We start from the raw sequence: 18,462 nt of genomic DNA on the forward strand, positions 1-18,462 counted from the left end.
CGCGCTTCATGGCGGCGGCTGCGAAAGAACCCACCCGGCCAGGGCCTTCGCCTCTTCATCGCTCAGTTGCGGCTGGCGGGGCATGATGACGCGCCCCCAGGTGCCCACGCTGCCGCCCTGGATCTTGCCGGCCAGCCGGGAGGGCGCCGCCGCGTCGCTCCGGTAGCGTTCGGCGATCTGCGCGAAGCCGGGGCCGACCTGCTTTCGGAGCATGCCGTGGCAGGCGAGGCAGCCGCGTTCGCGCGCCAGTGCCTGCGCCCCGTCGACAGTGCCGGCGAACGCCGGAGCGGACATCAGCAACGAGACCCGCAGCGCGAGCGACAGAAGTTTCCGTCCGTTGCGCGATGGCCGTTTTGAAATGAGAGGCATGGGCCCTATACGTTCTGGCGCATCTCCCGGCCGGCGGCTGCGCTTATGCTGTGCGGAAATCACAACACCGATTTTCCCACCATGACCGACTACCGCCCCGTCTTCGACCAGAGCTTCGGCAAGATCGCCGCCGAGCGCCTGCCCGAACTGCTGCGCGCCATGCCCAAGGCCGAGCTGCACATGCACATCGAAGGCTCGCTCGAACCCGAGCTGATCTTCGCGCTCGCGCAGCGCAACGGCGTGGCCATACCGTACGCCAGCGTCGAAGAGCTGCGCCGTGCCTATGCCTTCACCAATCTGCAGAGCTTCCTCGACATCTACTACGCCGGCGCGAGCGTGCTGCTGAAGGAGCAGGACTTCTACGACATGGCCTGGGCCTACCTGGAGCGCGCCGCGGCCGACAACGTGGTGCGCACCGAAATGTTCTTCGACCCGCAGACGCACACCGCGCGCGGCGTGCCGATGGAGACGGTCGTCAACGGCCTGCACCGCGCGTGCGCCGATGCAGAGGGGAAGCTGGGCGTGAGCGCGGCGCTCATCCTGTGCTTCCTGCGCCACCTGAGCGAGGAAGAGGCCTTCGAGACGCTGGAGCAGGCGCTGCCGTTTCGGGACAAGTTCATCGGCGTGGGCCTCGATTCGAGCGAGGTCGGCCATCCGCCCGAGAAGTTCGCGCGCGTGTTCGCGCGCTGCCGCGAGCTGGGCTTCCACCTTGTCGCGCACGCGGGCGAGGAGGGCCCGCCAGCCTATGTGTGGAGCGCGCTCGACGTGCTCAAGGTCGAGCGCGTCGACCATGGCGTGCAGAGCGCAAAGGATCCGGCCCTGATGAAGCGGCTCGCGCAGGACCGCATTCCACTCACCGTGTGCCCGCTGTCCAACCTCAAGCTCTGCGTGTTCCCCGACCTGGCGCAGCACAACCTGGGCGCGCTGCTCGATGCGGAGCTGGTGGCCACCGTCAATTCGGACGATCCAGCCTACTTCGGCGGCTACATGAACCAGAACTTCACGCAGACCTTCGCTGCCACCGGCCTCGGTGTGCAGCAGGCCTGGCAGCTCGCGGCCAACAGCTTCGAAGGCAGCTTCATCGACGCCGCCGCCAAGCGCGCCTACGTCGACCGGCTCAACGCCGTCTTCGCGAGCTTCTGATCGGCTGCGGCGGCCCGCGGCACCAGTAGCGGCATCGCCACCAGCGCGCAGGCACTGGCCACGAGCCACACCAGCGGCCAGCCCTGCAGCGCGAGCAGGTGCGGGATGGAGAAGGGCGTGAGGAAGCACACCAGGAACACGCTGGTGTTCGCCATGCCGAGGGCGGTGCCCGCGCGGGCCGCGCCGGCCAGCGTGGCCAGTTCCGTGTAGGCCACGCCGTGCCATGCCGACACGCAGACACCGCTGGCCGCGAGCAGCGTCACCAGTGCCATGTGCAGCGCCGCTGAATCGGCCGCGTGGGTGCCCGCCGCCATCGCCAGCATCGCAAGCCCTGCGAACAGCAGAACGCTGAGCGCACTGCAGGCGCGCAGGTAGGCGGGGCGGTTGCGGCGGCGGTCGGTCCAGCGGCCACTCCACACGCGCATCGCCATCGCGCCGACCTGCACGAACACCATGGTGGCCGTGATGGCCGCAAGGCCCGCATGGCCGAAATCGTGCAGGAACACCGTGCCGAACGAAAGCACTGCGAACTGCGGCGCGCACAGGATGCCGATGCCCAGCACGATGCGCCAGACGCGGGCATCGCGCAGCGGGCCGCTCTTCGATGCGATCGCCGACTCGGCGACGTCGGCCCTGGTGCGCGGCGTGTCCGGCGCAACAGGCGGCTCGTGCACCCAGGCCCAGCTCATGGCCGCGCTCAGCGCGCACAGCACCGCCAGCAGGCCGTAGAGCGCGGCAAAGCCGAAGTGCAATGCGACGAACGGCAGCACCAGCGCGCCGATGCCGCCGCCCAGCGGCACCGCGGTCTGGCGAATGCTCATCGCGAGCCCGCGCTCGCTGGCATCGAACCACGTCATCACCGCGCGGCCGCTCGCGCCGTTGACGCTGCCGCCAAGCAAGCCTACCAGCAGCAGGCCGGCACCGAGCCAGCCGAGGCCGGGGATGTGCTGCGCGCTGGGCGCGGCCCAGAGCGCCATCGCCACGAGTGCGATGGCCGTGCTGCCAAGGCCCGTGAGCAGCACCGGCCGGTCGCCCCAGCGGTCGGTCAGAAGGCCCCATGGCAGTTCGCTGACCGCGATGCCCAGGCCCATGAGGCCGAGCACCAGGCCGAGCGTGGCGTTGTCGAGCTGGTAGCCGGTGCGCATTAGCACCGCGGTCATCGGGATGCCGCTGAAGGCCACGGAGAACGCCGCGTTGGCGGCCACCCCGGCGGCCAGCACCCTCCAGCGGTGGCGCGGCGGGCGTGAAAGGGAGGAGGGCGAAGTGATCATGTTGCGGCGCAGTGTCCGCCGTTGCAAAGATTTTGAAAATCAGAAAATAATGAGCCGATCGTTCCAAAAAACAGGACGATCAACGAAGGGTGAATCCATGTCCCAGGTGATGTTCGATCTCGATGTGCTGCGCAGTTTTTCCACCGGCATCGCGCTGGGCAGCTATGCGCGCGCGGCCGACCGGCTGGGCCGCTCCACATCGGCCGTGAGCGCGCAGCTCAAGAAGCTGGAGGCGCAGGCCGGCACCGCGCTGTTCCGCAAGGCCGGCCGCGGGCTGGAGCTCACCGACGCGGGCGAAACGCTGCTGGCCTATGCCCACCGCATGCTCGAACTCAACGAGGAAGCGAGCGCCGCGATGCGCGGTGCGGACCTGCAGGGCTGGGTGCGGCTCGGCCTGCAGGAAGACTTCGGCGAAACGCTGCTGCCAGCGGTGCTCGGCCGCTTTGCGCGCGCGCATCCCAAGGTGCGCATCGAGGCCTGCGTGGCGCGCAGCGCCGAACTGCGCGAACGGCTCGAACTGCGGCAGCTCGACCTGGCCCTGGTGTGGGACACCGGCGAGCAGATGACGCCGCACGGCGAGCGCGTGGCGCGGCTGCCGCTGCAATGGATCGGCCCGAGGTCGCCCGATGCGCTCGATGCGGCCTGGTGGAAGGAGCGCGAGCGCCGCGGTAACAGCGCGCGCAAGTCGAAGGAGCCGCTGCCGCTGGTGCTGCTCGATGCACCATGCCCGCTGCGCGAGATCGTCGTTGCCGCGCTCGACCGCGCCGGCACGCCGTGGCGCCATGCGTTCACCAGCGCCAGCCTGGCCGCGCTGTGGGCCGCCACATCGGCCGGCCTGGGCCTGTCGGTGCGCACGCCCTTCGGCCTGCCCGCGCACGTGCGTGCCGTCGACCGGGCGGCCATCGGCCTGCCGGCGCTGCCGCAGATGTCGCTCATGCTCTATCGCGCGCAGGCCGCGGCCGAGGCGCCGGTGGCGCGTCTCGCCACGCTGCTGCTGGAGGCCGTGCGCGAGCATGTGCAGGCGGAGCCGGCGCAGCTTCATTGAGCCGCACCGGGCACAATCCCGTAGCCCTTGCGCCGTGCCGATGCCTGAGAATCCGTCGCCGGAGACAAGACAAAAAAAGAGACACGGCATGACCACGCAGCAAAACTTCCTGCACCTCTGGGACGACAGGTTTCTCTACATCACGCCGGCGATCCAGTCGGGGCTCACGGCGCGTTCGTCGGCGACGCTGCTGGCGTCGGTCAGCGGCCATCCGTTCATGCTCGAGGCGCTCGACGGCACGCGCGTGCACTGCACCGCCGCGCTGGTGGCCCCGCATGTGTCGCGCCGGCTCGACGTCGATGGCTGCGGGCTGCTGTCGCTCAACCTCGATCCGGCATCGGGCGCCTACCGTATGCTCGCGCGGTGCATGGGCGGCCACGGCATCGAGCCGATCGATGCGCGCCGCTTCGGCAAGCTGCGCGACGACTTCGACCCGGCGCAGCGCGGGCTGCTCGGCGACGGCAGGCTGCAGTCGCTCAGCGCGAAGATGGTCGAGGCGATCACCGGATGCCCGGAACTCGTGGCGCCGATCGACCGGCGCATCGAGCGCGTGCTGCAGGCCATCCGCGAACACGCGGGCCAGATTCCGCTGAAGAAACTCTCGGCGGTGGCCTGCCTCTCGCCCGATCGGCTGACGCATCTCTTCGCCGAGCAGGTGGGCGTGTCGGTCAAGCGCTATGCGTTGTGGACCAAGGTGCGGCGCACGGTGCAGCAGTTCACCGGCCACCGGCCGCTCACCGATGTGGCGCTGGTCAGCGGCTTCACCGATGCGGCGCACATGAGCCGCACCTTCCAGCGCTACTTCGGGCTGCCGCCGTCGTTTCTCGCGAGCCGGGTGCATGTGACGGCGGACGCGCAGGCGTCGCATGCGTGGGGCCACGCGACCCTCCACTGAGCCGCCCGCATGACAGCGGCTGCGTTCAAGCCGCGGCCTGTCTCCATGCGTAGGCTGCAAGGTGCTCCATCAAGAGAGCATCAACCGGAGACATCCATGAGACAGACATCCTCGCGCGGCGCCATGCCGCTGTCCCTGCTCGCGCTGGCCACCGCGGCCGTGCTCACCGCCTGCGGCGGCGGTGGAGGCAACGGGTTCTCGTTCCCGCCCGTCACCGGCAATCCGCCCGGCAACCCGCCGGCCGAGGCCACCTACAAGGCCGAGATCCGCCGCACCGCGATGGGCGTGCCGCACATCAAGGCCGATACCTGGTCCGGCGCGGGCTACGGCTACGGCTACGCGCAGGCCGAGGACAACCTCTGCACCATGGCCGACTCGTTCCTCACCTACCGCGGCGAGCGTTCGCAGCATCTCGGCGGCGACGCGCAGCTCGTGGCCGGCAGCACCATCGGGCGGCCGAAGAACATCGACTCCGACTTCTTCCACAGGCACGTGATCTCGGCCGACGTGCTCGAGAAGATGATCGCCGCGCAGCCCGACAACCTCCGGCAGCTGGTCGAGGGCTTTGCAGCGGGCTACAACCGCTATGTGCGCGACCTGAAGGCCGGCGGCGCGGCACACGAGGCCTGCCGCAACGAGGCCTGGGTGAAGCCCATCGCGGCCGAGGACATCTACCGCCGCATGTACGCGGCCAATCTCGCGGGTGGCTACAGCAACTTCCTGCCGAACATCGCCAACGCGATCGCTCCGGCACCGGCGGCGTCCATCAAGACCGCCGCACGCGGCAGGCTCGACAAGGCCAGGCTGCAACTCGCGGCAGCCGGCATGCGCGTGCCCGAGCTGCAGGTGGGCGGGCACGAAGGCGTCGGCAGCAACATGATCGGCTTCGGCACGGCGGCCACCGGCGACGCGAGTCCGCTGCTCTTTGGCAACCCGCACTGGTACTGGCGCGGGCCCGACCGCTTCTACCAGGCGCAGCTCACGATCCCGGGCCAGCTCAACATCAGCGGCACCTCTTTCCTGGGGATTCCGGTGATCCTGATCGGCTTCAACGACAACGTCGCATGGAGTCACACGGTGTCGACCGCGCGCCGCTTCGGCTTCTTCGAACTCAAGCTCGTGGAGGGCGATCCGACCCGCTACATGCGCGACGGCAGCGCCGTGAAGATGCAGGCGCTCGACATCACGGTCGACGTGAGGCAGGCCGACGGCAGCATGGCGCCGGTGACGCGCACGCTGTACAAGTCGGAGTACGGGCCGATGGTCAACCTGGCGCCGCTGAACGCCGCGCTGGCATGGAGCCAGACCACGGCCTTCGCGATCCGCGACATCAACGGCGAGAACTACCGCACCTTCCGCAACTGGCTGCGCTGGAACCAGGCGAAGTCGCTCGACGAGTTCATCGCCATCCAGCGCGAGGAGTCGGCCATTCCGTGGGTCAACACCGTGGCCGTGGGCCGCGGCGCGCCCAAGGCCTGGTATGCCGATATCGGCGCGATCCCCAATGTGTCGCCCGAGCAGGTGGCGGGCTGCACGACTGCGCTCGGCGCGGCAGCCGGTGCCTTGCTGCCGCGCGTGCCGATCTTCGATGGGTCCCGGAGCGCGTGCGACTGGCAGACCGATGCCGATTCCGCGCAGCGGGGCGCGATCGGCCCGGCCCGCATGCCGAGCCTGATGCGCGACGACTACGTGGCCAACATGAACGACAGCTACTGGCTCGCGAACCCCAAGGCACCGATGACCGGCTACCCGGCCATCATGGGGCCGGCGGGCACCGAGCCGGTCACCTTCCGGACGCGCCTGGGCAACCTGCTCGCGCAGGGGCGGATCGACGGGCTCGACGCGTACGGTGCGAAGGGCGCGACGTCCGACACCGTGAAGCGCATGGTGCTCGACAGCCGCGTGCTGACCGCCGAGCTGTTCAAGGACCAGGCGCTGGCCATGGTGTGCGCGACGCCGACGATCAACGTGGCGACCGATCCGCAGGGCGGCGCAGCCATCGGACGCGACGTGGACACCGGTCCAGCCTGCGCGGCACTCCAGGCCTGGGACAACACCGGCGCAAGCGGGGCGCGCGGCGCGCACATCTGGGACGAGTTCTGGAATCGCGCATCGTTGCAGTCTGCGGCCACGCTCTACAGCGTGCCCTTCAGCGCGAGCGACCCGATCCACACGCCGCGCGACCTGAAGCCCGGTGCGCAAGCCGCGCTGCAGCAGGCCTTTGGCGCGGCCGTCGCGCGCGTGGAGGCCAGCGGCTTCGCGCTCGATGCGAAGCGCGGCGACTACCTGTTCGCCACGCGCGGCGGCCAGAAGATTCCGTTGTATGGCGGCTGCCACGGCCCGGGCTACTTCACCATCGCCTGCTCGGAGAACCGGCTCGACAAGGGCGGCTACACGATGGACGGCAACCCCAACGGCAACAGCTACATGCAGATCGTGCGGTTCCCCGAAGGCGGCGTCGAGGCGCACACCTTCCTCACGTTCTCGCTGTCGGACGACCCGGCCTCGGCGCACAACGCCGATTACACGCGCGCCTACAGCGCGGGGCAGTGGCTCAGGGTGCCGTTCTCCGAAGCCGAGATCAAGGCCGACGCGGCCTACCGCAGCGCGGTGGTCAGCGAGTAGCCGGAAAACCATCGCATTAGAATCCGCACCCCGCAGCCGGGCGTCCCGGCCGGCTGCGGGTTCTTGCTTTTCCGGGGCCATGTAGAGGACCACCATGTACAAAAACCTCGCGGGCCGCGCCGTTCTGGCGTGGGTGGCCGCCTGTTTTCTATCTCCCGCCTTTGCACAGGCACCGCCACCAAAACCGCCTCTCGGCAAGGACACGCTGAAGATCGGCTTCGTCTATGTCACTCCGGTCACCGATGCCGGCTGGGTGCGCCAGCACGAGGAAGGCCGTAAGGCGGTCGATGCGGCGCTGGGCATCCGGGTGCGCACCACCTTCGTCGAGAACGTGCCCGAGGGCGCCGACGCCGAGCGCGTGATCCGCGACCTCGCGCAGCAGGGCTGCCAGCTGATCTTCACGCCCAGCTTCGGCTACATGGAGCCGACGATGAAGGTCGCGAAGGACTTCCCCGGCGTGAAGTTCGAGTCCATCACCGGCTACAAGACCGCGCCCAATGTCGCCACCGCCAATGCCCGCTACTACGAAGGCCGTTATCTCGCGGGCATCGCGGCCGGCCGCATGACCAAGACGAACATCGCCGGCTACGTGGCGGGCTTTCCGATTCCGGAGGTGCTGCAGGGCATCAACGCCTTCACGCTCGGCATGCGCTCGGTGAACCCGGATGCCAAGGTGGCCGTGGTGTGGCTCAACGAGTGGTTCGATCCGCCCAAGGAGCGCGACGCGGCCATGGCGCTGTTCAACCAGAACGCCGACGTCATCGCCTTCCACACCGGCTCCACGGCCGTCATGGCCGCGGCGCAGGAACGCGGCAAGATGGCCGTGGCCTACCACTCCGACATGCGCAAGATCGCGCCCGACGCGCAGATCGTCGCCGTCACGCACCAGTGGGGCGGCTACTACACCGAGCGTGCGCGGGCGGTGCTCGACGGCAACTGGAAAAGCGGCAATGTGTGGGGCGGCGTGAAGGAAGGAATGATCCGCGTAGGCGACTTCGGCAGCAAGGTGCCCAAGGCGGTGCAGGACGAGGTGCTGGCGCGGCAGAAGGACATCGCCGTCGGCAGGCTGCAGCCGTTCCGCGCGGTGGCGGGCGACGTGCGCGACAACGAAGGCCGCAGCGTCATCGCCAAGGGTGCGCAGCTGAACGACGAGCAGATCCTGAAGATGAACTGGCTCGTGGAAGGTGTGCAGGGGCGGGTGGCGCGTTAGTTGGCCGGGCGCTTGCCGAGTGGCTTTGGCATATAGCACTCATACGCACATGGAAATTGCGGCGGCCCGGGGCTGGATTACCCTCGGCAACCACGATGAAAACAGCCTACCGCGCCTCCCTCCTGCGATTCGACGACGCGGGCCTGCCCGTTTTCGATGAAGACGGCCTGCTGGTCGTTGCGCCCGACAGCGCCGGCCGCCAGCGCGTGCTCGACGCCGGCAGCCATGCCGCCGTGTCGCCGCGCCACCCCGATGCGGAGCCGACCCATTTGCCGGGCCGCATCCTCGCGCCGGGCTTCGTGGACATGCACATCCACTTTCCGCAGACGGACATCATCGGCTCGCCCTCGCCGGGGCTGTTGCCCTGGCTGGAGAACTACACCTTTCCGGCGGAAGCAAAATTCGTCGACCCCTCGCATTCGAACGAAGTGGCCGACGTGTTCTTCGACGAGCTGCTGCGCAACGGCGTCACCACGGCGCTCACCTTTGCCACTTCGCACGTGGCTTCGGTCGATGCCTTCTTCGAAGGCGCACAGCGCCGCGGCCTGCGCATGATCAGCGGCAAGGTGCTGCAGGACCGGCATTCGCCGGACGGCGTGCGCGACGAAACCGAGCAGAGCCTCATCGACTCCGAGGCGCTGATCCGCAAGTGGCACAACACCGGCCGCCTGGGCTACGCCATCACCCCGCGCTTCGCGCCCGCGAGCACCGACGCCCAACTGCGCGGCGCGGGCGAGCTGGCCGCCAGGTATGCGGACACGTGGATCCAGTCGCACGTGGCCGAGAACCGCGACGAGGTGGCGTGGGTGCGCGAGCTCTATCCCGAGGCGCGCTCCTACCTCGACGTGTATGCCGGCTTCGGGCTGATGCGCGAACGCGCCGTGTACGCGCATTGCATCTACCTCGACGACACCGACCGCGCGCTGCTGCGCGACACGAAGACGGCCGCGGCCGTGAGCCCGACCAGCAACCTGTTCCTGGGCAGCGGCTTCTTCGACTTCGGCGCGGCCGACCGCGTGGGCTACCCGTACGGGCTGGCCAGCGACGTGGGCGGCGGCACCAGCTTCAGCCCCTTCCACACGATGATGGCCGCCTATTACGTGGGCCGCGAGGGGCAGACCAAGGCCGGCCTGAGCATTGCGCCTTCGCAGCTGTGGTGGCGCCATACCGCGGGCGCGGCGCGCGCCCTGGGACTCGAGGGCGTGATCGGCAACCTGCAGCCGGGCTGCGAGGCCGACTTCCTGGTGCTCAACCCGCAGGCCACGCCTTTGATGGCGCGCAAAGCCGCCCACGCCAACAGCCTGGAGGAGCTGCTGTTCTCGATGATCGTGCTGGGCGACGACCGGCTGATCGAGCGGACGGTGATCTCGCAGGCGGGATGATGCCGGAGGCGCGCGCTCAGTCCAATCAACCGCCGCCCGCGGCAACGCCGCGCCAGATCTTGAACGCGAACGCTGCGGCCAGCACGGCCACCAGGCCGCAGAACCAGAGCGAGGCCTTCACCAGCCGCCAGTTCATGGTTCCGCACAGGACCAGCACGACCCCGTAGGCCGCGGCGATCAGCGAGACGACGCCCTCGACAAGCGCCTGGTGGAATTGCGCGCCGGCCGCCGCCGCCCTTTCGCCGCCGATGAAGAGTTCCGCGTAGAGCATGCCAGGCGTATGGAAAAGCATCAGCAGCAGCCGGGTTCCCACGGCCCAGGCCCCGCCGGCGACCAGCGCGGCACCCAGCACCAACTGGACGGTGCGCCACGGGCGTTTTCCCGATGGCGTTGAACGGGGGAGAAGGGGCTGCGGATCGCGGATCTGGGGCATGGCCCGCAGGATAGACCCAAGCCGTCGGCGGGCCGCGCGCGCCGGGCGCATGCCACAATTCGCGCCATTCCTCCCCGCAGCAGCATCAGCGACCGCATATGAGCATCAAGAGCGACAAATGGATCCGGCGCATGGCCGAGCAGACCGGCATGATCGAGCCCTTCGAGCCCGGACAGGTGCGCGAGGCCGCCGGCCACAAGATCATCAGCTATGGCACCTCGAGCTACGGCTACGACATCCGGTGCGCGCCTGAATTCAAGGTTTTCACCAACATCCACAGCACCGTGGTCGACCCGAAGAACTTCGACGAGAAGAGCTTCGTCGACATGCACGGCGACTACTGCATCATCCCGCCCAACAGCTTCGCGCTGGCGCGCACCGTCGAGTACTTCCGCATTCCGCGCAACGTGCTCACCATCTGCCTGGGCAAGAGCACCTATGCGCGCTGCGGCATCATCGTCAACGTGACGCCCTTCGAGCCCGAATGGGAAGGCTACGTGACGCTCGAATTCAGCAACACCACGCCGCTGCCCGCCAAGATCTATGCGGGCGAGGGCTGCGCGCAGGTGCTGTTCTTCGAGAGCGACGAAGTCTGCGAGACCAGCTACAAGGACCGCGGCGGCAAGTACCAGGGGCAACGCGGCGTCACGCTGCCCAAGACCTGATCCACGCATTCTGACCGCCGGTTACGCAGCCGGCGGCCGGGCCAAGTACCATCCAGAGGCGATCCGGCAAACCCGCAAGGCCGGCAAGGAGACTGCGATGAGATGGGAAGGCAACGAACAATCCGAGAACGTCGAGGACCGCCGCGGTGAAGGTGGTGGTGGCCGTGGCGGCGGCGGTTTCATCGGCGGCCGGGGCATCGGCATCGGCACCATTGCCGTCGCGCTGATCGCAGGCTGGATCTTCGGCATCAATCCGCTGACCGTGCTGAGCCTCCTGAGCGGCGGCGGTGGCGAACAGGTCCAGGTGCAGCAGCAACAGCAAGGCCCCGCACCCAAGCCGCCCTCGAGCGACCGCGAGGCAGCCTTCGTCTCGACCGTGCTGCGCAACACCGAAGTGGTCTGGACGAACATCTTCCGGCAGAACGGCGGCACCTACCAGCCGCCGCGGCTCGTGCTGTTCCGCGGCGCCACGCCCACGGCATGCGGCACCGGCCAGGCGGCCATGGGGCCGTTCTACTGTCCCGGCGACAAGAAGGTCTACATCGACCTTGCCTTCTATGACACGCTCAAGAACCAGCTCGGCGCCCCCGGCGAATTCGCGCAGGCCTATGTCATTGCGCACGAGGTCGGCCACCACGTGCAGGACGAGCTCGGCGTGACCGCCAAGGTCGACGGCATGCGCGGGCGCCTGAGCCAGTCGCAGAACAACGCGCTGAGCGTTCGCGTCGAGCTGCAGGCCGACTGCTTTGCCGGCATCTGGGCGCACCATTCGCAGGAGTCGAAGAAGTGGCTCGACCCGGGCGACATCGAGGCCGCGATGAATGCCGCGCAGAAGATCGGCGACGACGCGCTGCAGCGTTCCGCGGGCCGCGCGGTGGTGCCCGACAGCTTCACCCACGGATCGAGCGCGCAGCGCCAGCGCTGGTTCGGCGCGGGCTATCAAAGCGGCGATGTCAAGTCCTGCGATACCTTCAATGCACGTAATCTTTGAGTATTGATGGCGAAAAAGCCGCGCGGACATTGAGTTTGTTGCTATAATATAAATAGCAATACCGCCGGCGCGGAGTTTGTCGCGCCGCTGTCACTGCCATTTTTTGCGGCAGTGCGACAATAGAAGGCTTAATGACAAGCTCCTTCTCCAATCTATCGCTGGCGGAACCGCTGGCGCGCGCCGTAGCCGAAATGGGCTACGAAACCATGACTCCCATCCAGGAGCAGGCCATTCCGGTCGTGCTTTCGGGGCAGGACGTGATGGGGGCCGCGCAGACCGGCACCGGCAAGACCGCGGCGTTTTCGCTGCCGCTGCTGCAGCGCATGCTCAAGCACGAGAACGCCTCCACCTCGCCCGCGCGGCATCCGGTGCGTGCGCTGGTGCTGCTGCCCACGCGCGAACTGGCCGACCAGGTGGCCCAGCAGGTCAAGCTGTACGCCAAGTACACCAACCTGCGCAGCACGGTGGTGTTCGGCGGCATCGACATGAAGCCTCAGACGCTCGAACTCAAGAAGGGCGTCGAAGTGCTGGTGGCCACGCCGGGCCGGCTGCTCGATCACATCGAGGCCAAGAACGCGGTGCTCAACCAGGTCGAGTACGTGGTGCTCGACGAGGCCGACCGCATGCTGGACATCGGCTTCCTGCCCGACCTGCAGCGCATCCTGAGCTACCTGCCCAAGCAGCGCACCACGCTGCTGTTCTCGGCCACCTTCTCGCCCGAGATCAAGCGGCTTGCAGGCAGCTACCTGCAGAACCCGGTCACCATCGAGGTGGCGCGGCCGAACGAAACGGCCTCCACGGTCGAGCAGCACTTCTACAGCGTGACCGACGACGACAAGCGCCGCGCGCTCAAGCAGATCGTGAAGCAGCGCGGCATCACGCAGGCCTTCGTGTTTGTCAACAGCAAGCTCGGCTGCGCGCGCCTCGCGCGCTCGCTGGAGCGCGAAGGTCTTCGCACCACCGCGCTGCACGGCGACAAGAGCCAGGACGAACGCCTGAAGGCGCTCGCCTCGTTCAAGGCCGGCGAAGTCGACCTTCTGGTGTGCACCGACGTCGCGGCCCGCGGCCTCGACATCAAGGACGTGCCCGCGGTCTTCAACTTCGACATTCCGTTCAACGCCGAAGACTACGTGCACCGCATCGGCCGCACCGGCCGCGCCGGCGCCTCGGGCCTGGCCGTGAGCTTTGCGAGCGGCGGCAACGATGTGCGCCTGGTGGCCGACATCGAGAAGCTGATCAAGAAGAAGATCGAGCTCGAACCGGTCGAGTTCGAGGAAGACACCCCGCGCGGCCGCATCAATGACGGACGCCGCCACTGGCGCGAAGAAGGCGAAGCCGGTGACGCGCGCGATGTGCTCGACCAGCCGCGCGAGCGCCGCGAGACCGAAGCCCGGCGCGGCGGCGGACGCCCGCACCGCGCACCTTCCGCGCCGCGCGATCCGTTCTTCGACAAGCCCTACGAACCGGGCCAGGCCGACGCCACGCCGGCCTGGGAAGCTGCTGCCAAGGCAACGCCTTCGCGCGGCATCTCGAGCAACATCAAGACCAAGCGCAAGGTCGCGGCCCTCTTCAAGAGCGCCGAAACCAGCTGACGCCCGGGTGGAGGGTTACCTCCATCCGCGGTGCCACCCATAGCGTGGGTGGTGCCAGCCATATCCGTAGCGTGGGTGGTAGTTCCACACGAAACCCACGCCCGGCGATACGTAGGTCGGGGCCACATAGGCAACGCCCGGCGGCGCCGTGTAGACCGGTTGCGCCGGTGCGACCACGCAGCCGGTCAGGAGGGCCGCCAGCGCGGCGGCCGAAAGAGCGAGAACAGGCAGTCTCATGGCGATGCTCCTGGGACGAGTTGATCGGTATTCCCAGAAAACGCCCCGCGCCATCGGCGGATGACCTCCTTTACCCCCGCGAAATAATGTGACCGGCCGGTTGCAAGCCCGGCCTCCCGGGAGTGTGCAGCGCCCTCAGATCACGTGGAAATGGTGCGTCCCGTCTCGCCCCAGTTGCGCGACAAGGCCGTATTCCCAGTCCAGGTAGGCCTGCATCGCCTCCGCCGGCGCATCCGTGCCTTCGTAGGGCCGGCGGTAGCGGTCTGTGCGCGGTGTCGCGAGCCGCGTCTCTCCGCTTTCGGCCTCCAGGCCCGCTGCGAACCATGCCGCGTTGCCGCCGGCCAGCACCAGCACGTCCACGTCGCGCTGGCCGCGCGCATCGAGCAGCAGGCGCAGGTCGGCTGCGGCGTAGCGTGCGAGCAGGCTGCTGCCGCAGGTCAGCACATAGCGCTGCGCCGGCGGGATGGCCGTGCCGATGGCCTGCGCCAGCTGGGCGCGAATGGCATACCAGGCGCCGGGGATGTGGCGCTTCACGTAGTTGGCGCTGGTGGTCACGTCAATCACTGCCGTGCCGTCCTGCTGCTTCAGCAGGGCCGCCAGCTCGCTGGGCGAGATCTCTCCCACGATGGCCGCGGCGGGCGGAAAGGCGGGCGGCGGCGCGGCCGTCTCGGCGAAGGCCGAAGCGGCAGGCACCGTGTCGAGCACGTAGGCCTCCCACCCCATCTGCGCAAGCCACGAGGCGCTCATCGAAGCCCGCACACCGTCGTCGTCGGCCAGCACGATGCGCGCGCCGCGCACCGACACCTGGTGATCGGTTTCCTGCACCAGCTGCCCGCCGGGCGCGCTTGCAAAGCCGGGCAGGTGGCCGGCTTCGTACTCCTCGGGCGTGCGCACGTCGAAGCGGTACACAGTGCGCCCCGGGGCCTCCAGCGCGTGCAGCGCATCGAGCCCGATGCGGCGCACGCCGGCCTTGTCGGCCACGCGCCGCGCATCGGCCTGGGCTTGCGCGCGGTGCGCATCGGACACCGTGGCCGGCGCCTTGCGGTCCGCGCCATGGTCGAGCACCTGTCCCGCGAGCTTCCAGCCGATGGTGCCGTTGCGCAGTGCCGCCACCGGGTTCGGAATGCCCGCATTCACCAGCGACTGCGTGCCGATGATGCTGCGCGTGCGGCCCGCGCAATTGACGATCACCTGCGTGGCCGGATCGGGTGCCAGTTCGCGCACGCGCAGCACCAGTTCGGCGCCGGGCACGCTGGTGGCCGAGGGAATGCTCATGGTCTGGTATTCGTCGAAACGGCGCGCGTCGAGCACCACCACGCTGGCCTTGCCCTCGACCAGCGCCTTCACCTCGGGCGCGGAGAGCGAGGGCGTGTGCCGCTCGTGCTCGACCAGTTCGCCGAAGGCCTTGCTCGGCACGTTCACGTCGCGGAACAGCTCGCCGCCGGCCGCGCGCCAGCCTTCGAGGCCGCCTTCGAGCAGGTGCAGGTTCGTGTAGCCCAGCGCGGCCAGCGTGCGCGCGGCCAGCGGCGCCAGGTCGACGCCGCCGTGCGCGCCGTACAGCACGATGAAGGTGTCCCGCCGCGGAATTCGCCGCCAGGCCTCGATCTCGATGCGCGAGAGCGGCAGGTTGGCAGCCCACAGCGGATGTTCCTGCGCGAAGGGGTCTTCCTCGCGCACGTCGAGCAGCGCGGTTTCCTCGCGCGCGAGCAGGCGTGCGCGCACGGTGGCGAAGGGCAGCAGGGGGAAGGCGGTGGTCGTCATGCGGATGTCGTCGATCTGGGTTCGGATGAGCGGTCCCACAGGTTGGGAAGCAGCGTGTTGGAGTAGCCCGAGACAAAGGGCTTGCGTGCGCCCTCGGCCGGGTAAGTATGCCGCCGCACGGCGCCAATGTTGGCGCCGTACACGTGGATGCTGATCGACACGCGGTCTGCATGCGCGTTGTGCACGCGATGCAGGTCGCCGATGGCGGGCGACACGGCCTCCACATCGCCGGCATCGAGCCGTACCGCTTCGCCTTGCGGCCGTGCCAGGCCGTCGCTGCCGACGGCATAGGCCTGGCTGTACTCGGCGCCGCGCAGCATGCCGATCAGGCCCCACACCGTGTGGTCGTGCACCGGTGTCGCCTGCCCCGGTCCCCAGACAAAGCTCACGACCGAGAAGCGCTCGGTGCTGTCGGCATGCAGCAAAAACTGCTGGTAGCGCGCCGGGTCGGGTTGGGCAAAGGCATCGGGCAGCCAGTCGTCGCGTGCCACCAGTGTGCGAAGCAGGGCGCCGCCTTCGGAAAGAATGCGCGGCTCGCCGGGGCCGCTGTCGAGCAGGCGGCCGAATGCGACGACGAATTCGCGCAGCGGTGCGATGGCGTCGAATGCGCGGCTCACGCGGGACGCTTCCACAGCTGCGCATCGGTGATGGCGCGCACGTCCACGCGCACCGGCAGGATGCCGTCGCGCGCCGAGCGGTCGGCCACCGTCTGCAGCGCGGCAATGTCGGCTTCGGAGACCGGCCGGCCCGTGACCGAGGCGCGCGCGGTGATGATGCGGGCCGATTCGATCGGCAGGCGCGTGAGCCGGCTGTAGGCCTGCGCATAGGTCTCGGGGTTGGCCAGCGCCCATTCGCCTGCGCGCGCCAGCCGGTCCAGAAACTGCACGATGGCAGCGCGCTTGGTGGGGTCGGCCAGCGAGGGCTCGCTGGCCGTGATGAAGCCCAGCGCCGTGTTGATGCCGCGCCCGTCGCGCAGGATGCGCCCACCCTGCTGCAGCGCAATCGTGTAGTAGGGGTCGAACACGGCCCAGGCGTCGATCTGCTTCGACGCGAAGGCCGCGGCCGCATCGGTCGGCAGCACGAACTTCACCGTGACCTCGTCGCGCCGCACCCCGGCTTCCTCGAGCGCACCGTAGAGCTGGTATTGCGAGATGCTGCCGCGCGCGGACGACACGATCACTGTCTTGCCGCGCAAGTCGGCCACCTTGCGCAGCGGCGAATCGGGCTGCACCACGATGCCCAGGGCATCGGCCTTGCCGACGCGCGTGGCGACGATCTTCAGCGGCGTCTTGCCGACCGCCGCCGCCAGCACCGGCAAATCGCCGGCCACTGCGGTGTCGACGGCCGCACTGCGCTGCGCCTCGAACAGCGGCGCCGCGCCCTGGAAGTTGGCCCAGCGGTACGCAAAGGGCGCACCCTCGAGCGCCTTCGAGGCCTCGAACAGCGCGCGCAGGCCGCCGGCCTGGTCGCCGAGCACCAGCGTCGCCTGCGGTTGCGCCCATGCGCGCAGCGGCGCGGCGGCCGCGAGCGAGAGCGCTGCGCCCTGCTTGAGCCAATGGCGGCGCGAGGCTTTGGAGAACAGCAGGGCGGTCATGCGGCGGCTCCCTCGGACAGCAGCGCGCGCCGGCCCGCCGCCATCAGGATCGCGTCGTTCTGCGGCGTGTGGATGCGGCTGCACAGCACGTCGCGGTAGTGCCGCTCCAGCGGGTTCTGCCGCGCGAGGCCGTGGTTGCCGCTGAGCTGCAGCGCGAGCTCGACCGCGCGGACCGCGTTGCCGGTCACGGTGTACTTGAGCAGGCCGCTGTCGGTGGCCGGCGGCGCGCGGCCTTCGTCCACGGCGCGGGCGGCTTCGTCGAGCAGCACGTGGTTGGTGCGAAGCAGTGCTTCGATCTCTCCCGCATGCTCCTGCACGCGCGCAAGGCTCGCGAGCGGCGCGCCCAGGCTGCCGGGCGCGCGATGGTTCAGGAAATCCACCAGCCAGCCGCACGCGGCCTGCGCCACTGCGTCGTAGAGGCTGCCGAGCAGCACCGTCATCCAGGCCTGCTGCGCGGCGTGGGCGTCGATGTCGGTCTGGCTGCCGGCGTCGGGCGCCCAGTCGGCCGGTGCGCGCAGATCGACTGCGTGGTCGAGTTCGATCGCCACGTTCTCGAACACCACCTCGTGGCTGCCCGAGGCGCGCAGGCCCAGGTGGTCCCAGCTTGCGATCACGCGCACGCCGGGCGCATCGCGCGGCACCAGGAACACGCCGGTGCGCGGCGTGGCTTCATCGGTGCGGGCCCACACGGCGAGCCACGAGAGGCCTTCGATGCCTGTCGTGTAGAGCTTGTGGCCGTCGATCCTCCAGCCGCTGCCTTCGCGGCGCGCGACCGTCGCAGGCAGCCCGCCGCGCGCGGGCGAGCCGAGCGCGGGCTCGACGCGCAGCGCGTTGATGAGCGCACCGCGTTCCACCGCACTGCGCAGCACGCGCTCGCGCAGGTGCGGCGGCCAACGGCTGTCGCTGCGCGCGAGGGCGTGGTGCTGCAGGTAGGTCATCGTCAGGATCAGCGCGGTCGCCGGCTCGCCGCGTGCCACCGCCGCGATCACGTGGCGCGCCGTGGCCAGCGTGGCACCGCCGCCGCCGTGCGCCGGGGGCGCTACCAGGCCGACGAGGCCGTGCGACTGCAAGGCCGCGAAGTTCGGATGTGGAAAGGCGCCGCTGCGGTCGTGATCGGCCGCGGTGGCGGCGAACAGCGCCGACAGATGCGCGAGCAGTGCGGCATCGACGGTGGCAGGCGTGGGGTCTTCATTCGTGGCCGGCGGGCGGCGCAAGGGGAGTGCACTCATGGCTGCGCACAGTAGCGGGA

At 69.1% G+C, this 18,462-nt stretch carries 17 protein-coding genes; 9 read left to right on the forward strand and 8 right to left on the reverse strand.

The genetic code is table 11. The features are described 5' to 3' along the window. Positions 1-6: 6 nt before the first annotated feature. Complete coding sequence (locus tag L1081_RS01485) at positions 7-369, reverse strand: c-type cytochrome (RefSeq protein ID WP_489414866.1); 363 nt, start codon at positions 367-369, stop codon at positions 7-9. An 81-nt stretch (positions 370-450) separates the two neighbouring features. On the opposite strand from L1081_RS01485, the gene L1081_RS01490 reads away from it, so the two are divergent. Further along, complete coding sequence (locus L1081_RS01490; RefSeq protein ID WP_489414867.1) at positions 451-1,512, forward strand: adenosine deaminase; 1,062 nt, start codon at positions 451-453, stop codon at positions 1,510-1,512. Here L1081_RS01490 and L1081_RS01495 read toward each other — a convergent pair. Then, positions 1,473-2,783: an MFS transporter gene (locus L1081_RS01495; RefSeq protein WP_489414868.1), complete on the reverse strand. Its 1,311-nt coding sequence runs from the start codon at positions 2,781-2,783 to the stop codon at positions 1,473-1,475. The genes L1081_RS01490 and L1081_RS01495 overlap by 40 nt on opposite strands. A gap of 97 nt (positions 2,784-2,880) precedes the next feature. Between L1081_RS01495 and L1081_RS01500 the strand changes: the two genes are divergently transcribed. The 5 genes from L1081_RS01500 to guaD all read left to right on the forward strand — a co-directional run bounded on the left by L1081_RS01500 (position 2,881) and on the right by guaD (position 9,940). Continuing rightward, entirely contained in the window at positions 2,881-3,828 is a 948-nt protein-coding gene (locus L1081_RS01500) for a LysR substrate-binding domain-containing protein (RefSeq protein WP_489414869.1), read from the forward strand. A gap of 88 nt (positions 3,829-3,916) precedes the next feature. Next, entirely contained in the window at positions 3,917-4,723 is an 807-nt protein-coding gene (locus L1081_RS01505) for a helix-turn-helix domain-containing protein (RefSeq protein WP_489414870.1), read from the forward strand. A gap of 96 nt (positions 4,724-4,819) precedes the next feature. Beyond that, entirely contained in the window at positions 4,820-7,348 is a 2,529-nt protein-coding gene (locus L1081_RS01510; RefSeq protein WP_489414871.1) for a penicillin acylase family protein, read from the forward strand. Positions 7,349-7,442: 94 nt separating this feature from the next. After that, positions 7,443-8,558 (forward strand): BMP family ABC transporter substrate-binding protein, encoded by a 1,116-nt coding sequence (locus L1081_RS01515; RefSeq protein WP_489414872.1) that lies wholly within the window; start codon positions 7,443-7,445, stop codon positions 8,556-8,558. A 95-nt stretch (positions 8,559-8,653) separates the two neighbouring features. Continuing rightward, positions 8,654-9,940: a guanine deaminase gene (guaD, locus tag L1081_RS01520; RefSeq protein WP_489414873.1), complete on the forward strand. Its 1,287-nt coding sequence runs from the start codon at positions 8,654-8,656 to the stop codon at positions 9,938-9,940. A 25-nt stretch (positions 9,941-9,965) separates the two neighbouring features. Here the strand turns inward: guaD and L1081_RS01525 are convergent, their stop codons facing one another. Further along, a complete protein-coding gene (locus L1081_RS01525; RefSeq protein WP_489414874.1) occupies positions 9,966-10,373 on the reverse strand; it encodes a hypothetical protein in 408 nt (135 codons plus the stop codon). 98 nt (positions 10,374-10,471) lie between these two features. On the opposite strand from L1081_RS01525, the gene dcd reads away from it, so the two are divergent. The 3 genes from dcd (at position 10,472) to L1081_RS01540 (ending at position 13,621) form a co-directional block, all read left to right on the forward strand. Next, positions 10,472-11,038 (forward strand): dCTP deaminase, encoded by a 567-nt coding sequence (gene dcd / locus L1081_RS01530; RefSeq protein WP_018905384.1) that lies wholly within the window; start codon positions 10,472-10,474, stop codon positions 11,036-11,038. Between the two features lie 97 nt (positions 11,039-11,135). After that, on the forward strand, positions 11,136-12,029 hold the full coding sequence (gene ypfJ / locus L1081_RS01535) for a KPN_02809 family neutral zinc metallopeptidase (RefSeq protein WP_489414875.1): 894 nt from the start codon (positions 11,136-11,138) through the stop codon (positions 12,027-12,029). A 131-nt stretch (positions 12,030-12,160) separates the two neighbouring features. Then, positions 12,161-13,621 (forward strand): DEAD/DEAH box helicase, encoded by a 1,461-nt coding sequence (locus L1081_RS01540; RefSeq protein WP_489414876.1) that lies wholly within the window; start codon positions 12,161-12,163, stop codon positions 13,619-13,621. A 15-nt stretch (positions 13,622-13,636) separates the two neighbouring features. Here L1081_RS01540 and L1081_RS01545 read toward each other — a convergent pair whose 3' ends face one another. The 5 genes from L1081_RS01545 to L1081_RS01565 form a co-directional block, all read right to left on the reverse strand. Next, positions 13,637-13,858 carry a hypothetical protein gene (locus tag L1081_RS01545; RefSeq protein WP_489414877.1) on the reverse strand — a complete coding sequence of 74 codons (222 nt, stop codon included), beginning with the start codon at positions 13,856-13,858 and terminating at the stop codon, positions 13,637-13,639. Positions 13,859-13,993: 135 nt separating this feature from the next. After that, positions 13,994-15,619: a rhodanese-like domain-containing protein gene (locus tag L1081_RS01550; protein WP_489414878.1), complete on the reverse strand. Its 1,626-nt coding sequence runs from the start codon at positions 15,617-15,619 to the stop codon at positions 13,994-13,996. Beyond that, positions 15,616-16,236: a cysteine dioxygenase family protein gene (locus L1081_RS01555; protein WP_489414879.1), complete on the reverse strand. Its 621-nt coding sequence runs from the start codon at positions 16,234-16,236 to the stop codon at positions 15,616-15,618. Before L1081_RS01555 ends, L1081_RS01550 begins: the two co-directional genes overlap by 4 nt. Next, complete coding sequence (locus L1081_RS01560; RefSeq protein WP_489414880.1) at positions 16,233-17,213, reverse strand: ABC transporter substrate-binding protein; 981 nt, start codon at positions 17,211-17,213, stop codon at positions 16,233-16,235. The genes L1081_RS01555 and L1081_RS01560 overlap by 4 nt, the downstream gene beginning before the upstream one ends. Further along, positions 17,210-18,442 carry an acyl-CoA dehydrogenase family protein gene (locus L1081_RS01565; RefSeq protein WP_489414881.1) on the reverse strand — a complete coding sequence of 411 codons (1,233 nt, stop codon included), beginning with the start codon at positions 18,440-18,442 and terminating at the stop codon, positions 17,210-17,212. Before L1081_RS01565 ends, L1081_RS01560 begins: the two co-directional genes overlap by 4 nt. Between the last annotated feature and the right edge of the window lie 20 nt (positions 18,443-18,462).

Source organism: Variovorax sp. MSC1_012, from assembly GCF_023667525.1.
In the GTDB taxonomy this organism is placed as follows: Bacteria; Pseudomonadota; Gammaproteobacteria; order Burkholderiales; family Burkholderiaceae_C; genus Variovorax; species Variovorax beijingensis_B.

Bases quoted from the DNA above. Each gene is read 5' to 3' on its own strand.
- ypfJ (WP_489414875.1), top strand. From the start codon at position 11,136: ATGAGATGGGAAGGCAACGAACAATCCGAGAACGTCGAGGACCGCCGC.
- L1081_RS01560 (WP_489414880.1), bottom strand. From the start codon at position 17,213: ATGACCGCCCTGCTGTTCTCCAAAGCCTCGCGCCGCCATTGGCTCAAG.
- L1081_RS01510 (WP_489414871.1), top strand. From the start codon at position 4,820: ATGAGACAGACATCCTCGCGCGGCGCCATGCCGCTGTCCCTGCTCGCG.
- L1081_RS01525 (WP_489414874.1), bottom strand. From the start codon at position 10,373: ATGCCCCAGATCCGCGATCCGCAGCCCCTTCTCCCCCGTTCAACGCCA.
- L1081_RS01545 (WP_489414877.1), bottom strand. From the start codon at position 13,858: ATGAGACTGCCTGTTCTCGCTCTTTCGGCCGCCGCGCTGGCGGCCCTC.
- L1081_RS01485 (WP_489414866.1), bottom strand. From the start codon at position 369: ATGCCTCTCATTTCAAAACGGCCATCGCGCAACGGACGGAAACTTCTG.
- L1081_RS01515 (WP_489414872.1), top strand. From the start codon at position 7,443: ATGTACAAAAACCTCGCGGGCCGCGCCGTTCTGGCGTGGGTGGCCGCC.
- guaD (WP_489414873.1), top strand. From the start codon at position 8,654: ATGAAAACAGCCTACCGCGCCTCCCTCCTGCGATTCGACGACGCGGGC.
- dcd (WP_018905384.1), top strand. From the start codon at position 10,472: ATGAGCATCAAGAGCGACAAATGGATCCGGCGCATGGCCGAGCAGACC.
- L1081_RS01500 (WP_489414869.1), top strand. From the start codon at position 2,881: ATGTCCCAGGTGATGTTCGATCTCGATGTGCTGCGCAGTTTTTCCACC.
- L1081_RS01550 (WP_489414878.1), bottom strand. From the start codon at position 15,619: ATGACGACCACCGCCTTCCCCCTGCTGCCCTTCGCCACCGTGCGCGCA.
- L1081_RS01565 (WP_489414881.1), bottom strand. From the start codon at position 18,442: ATGAGTGCACTCCCCTTGCGCCGCCCGCCGGCCACGAATGAAGACCCC.
- L1081_RS01505 (WP_489414870.1), top strand. From the start codon at position 3,917: ATGACCACGCAGCAAAACTTCCTGCACCTCTGGGACGACAGGTTTCTC.
- L1081_RS01490 (WP_489414867.1), top strand. From the start codon at position 451: ATGACCGACTACCGCCCCGTCTTCGACCAGAGCTTCGGCAAGATCGCC.
- L1081_RS01495 (WP_489414868.1), bottom strand. From the start codon at position 2,783: ATGATCACTTCGCCCTCCTCCCTTTCACGCCCGCCGCGCCACCGCTGG.
- L1081_RS01540 (WP_489414876.1), top strand. From the start codon at position 12,161: ATGACAAGCTCCTTCTCCAATCTATCGCTGGCGGAACCGCTGGCGCGC.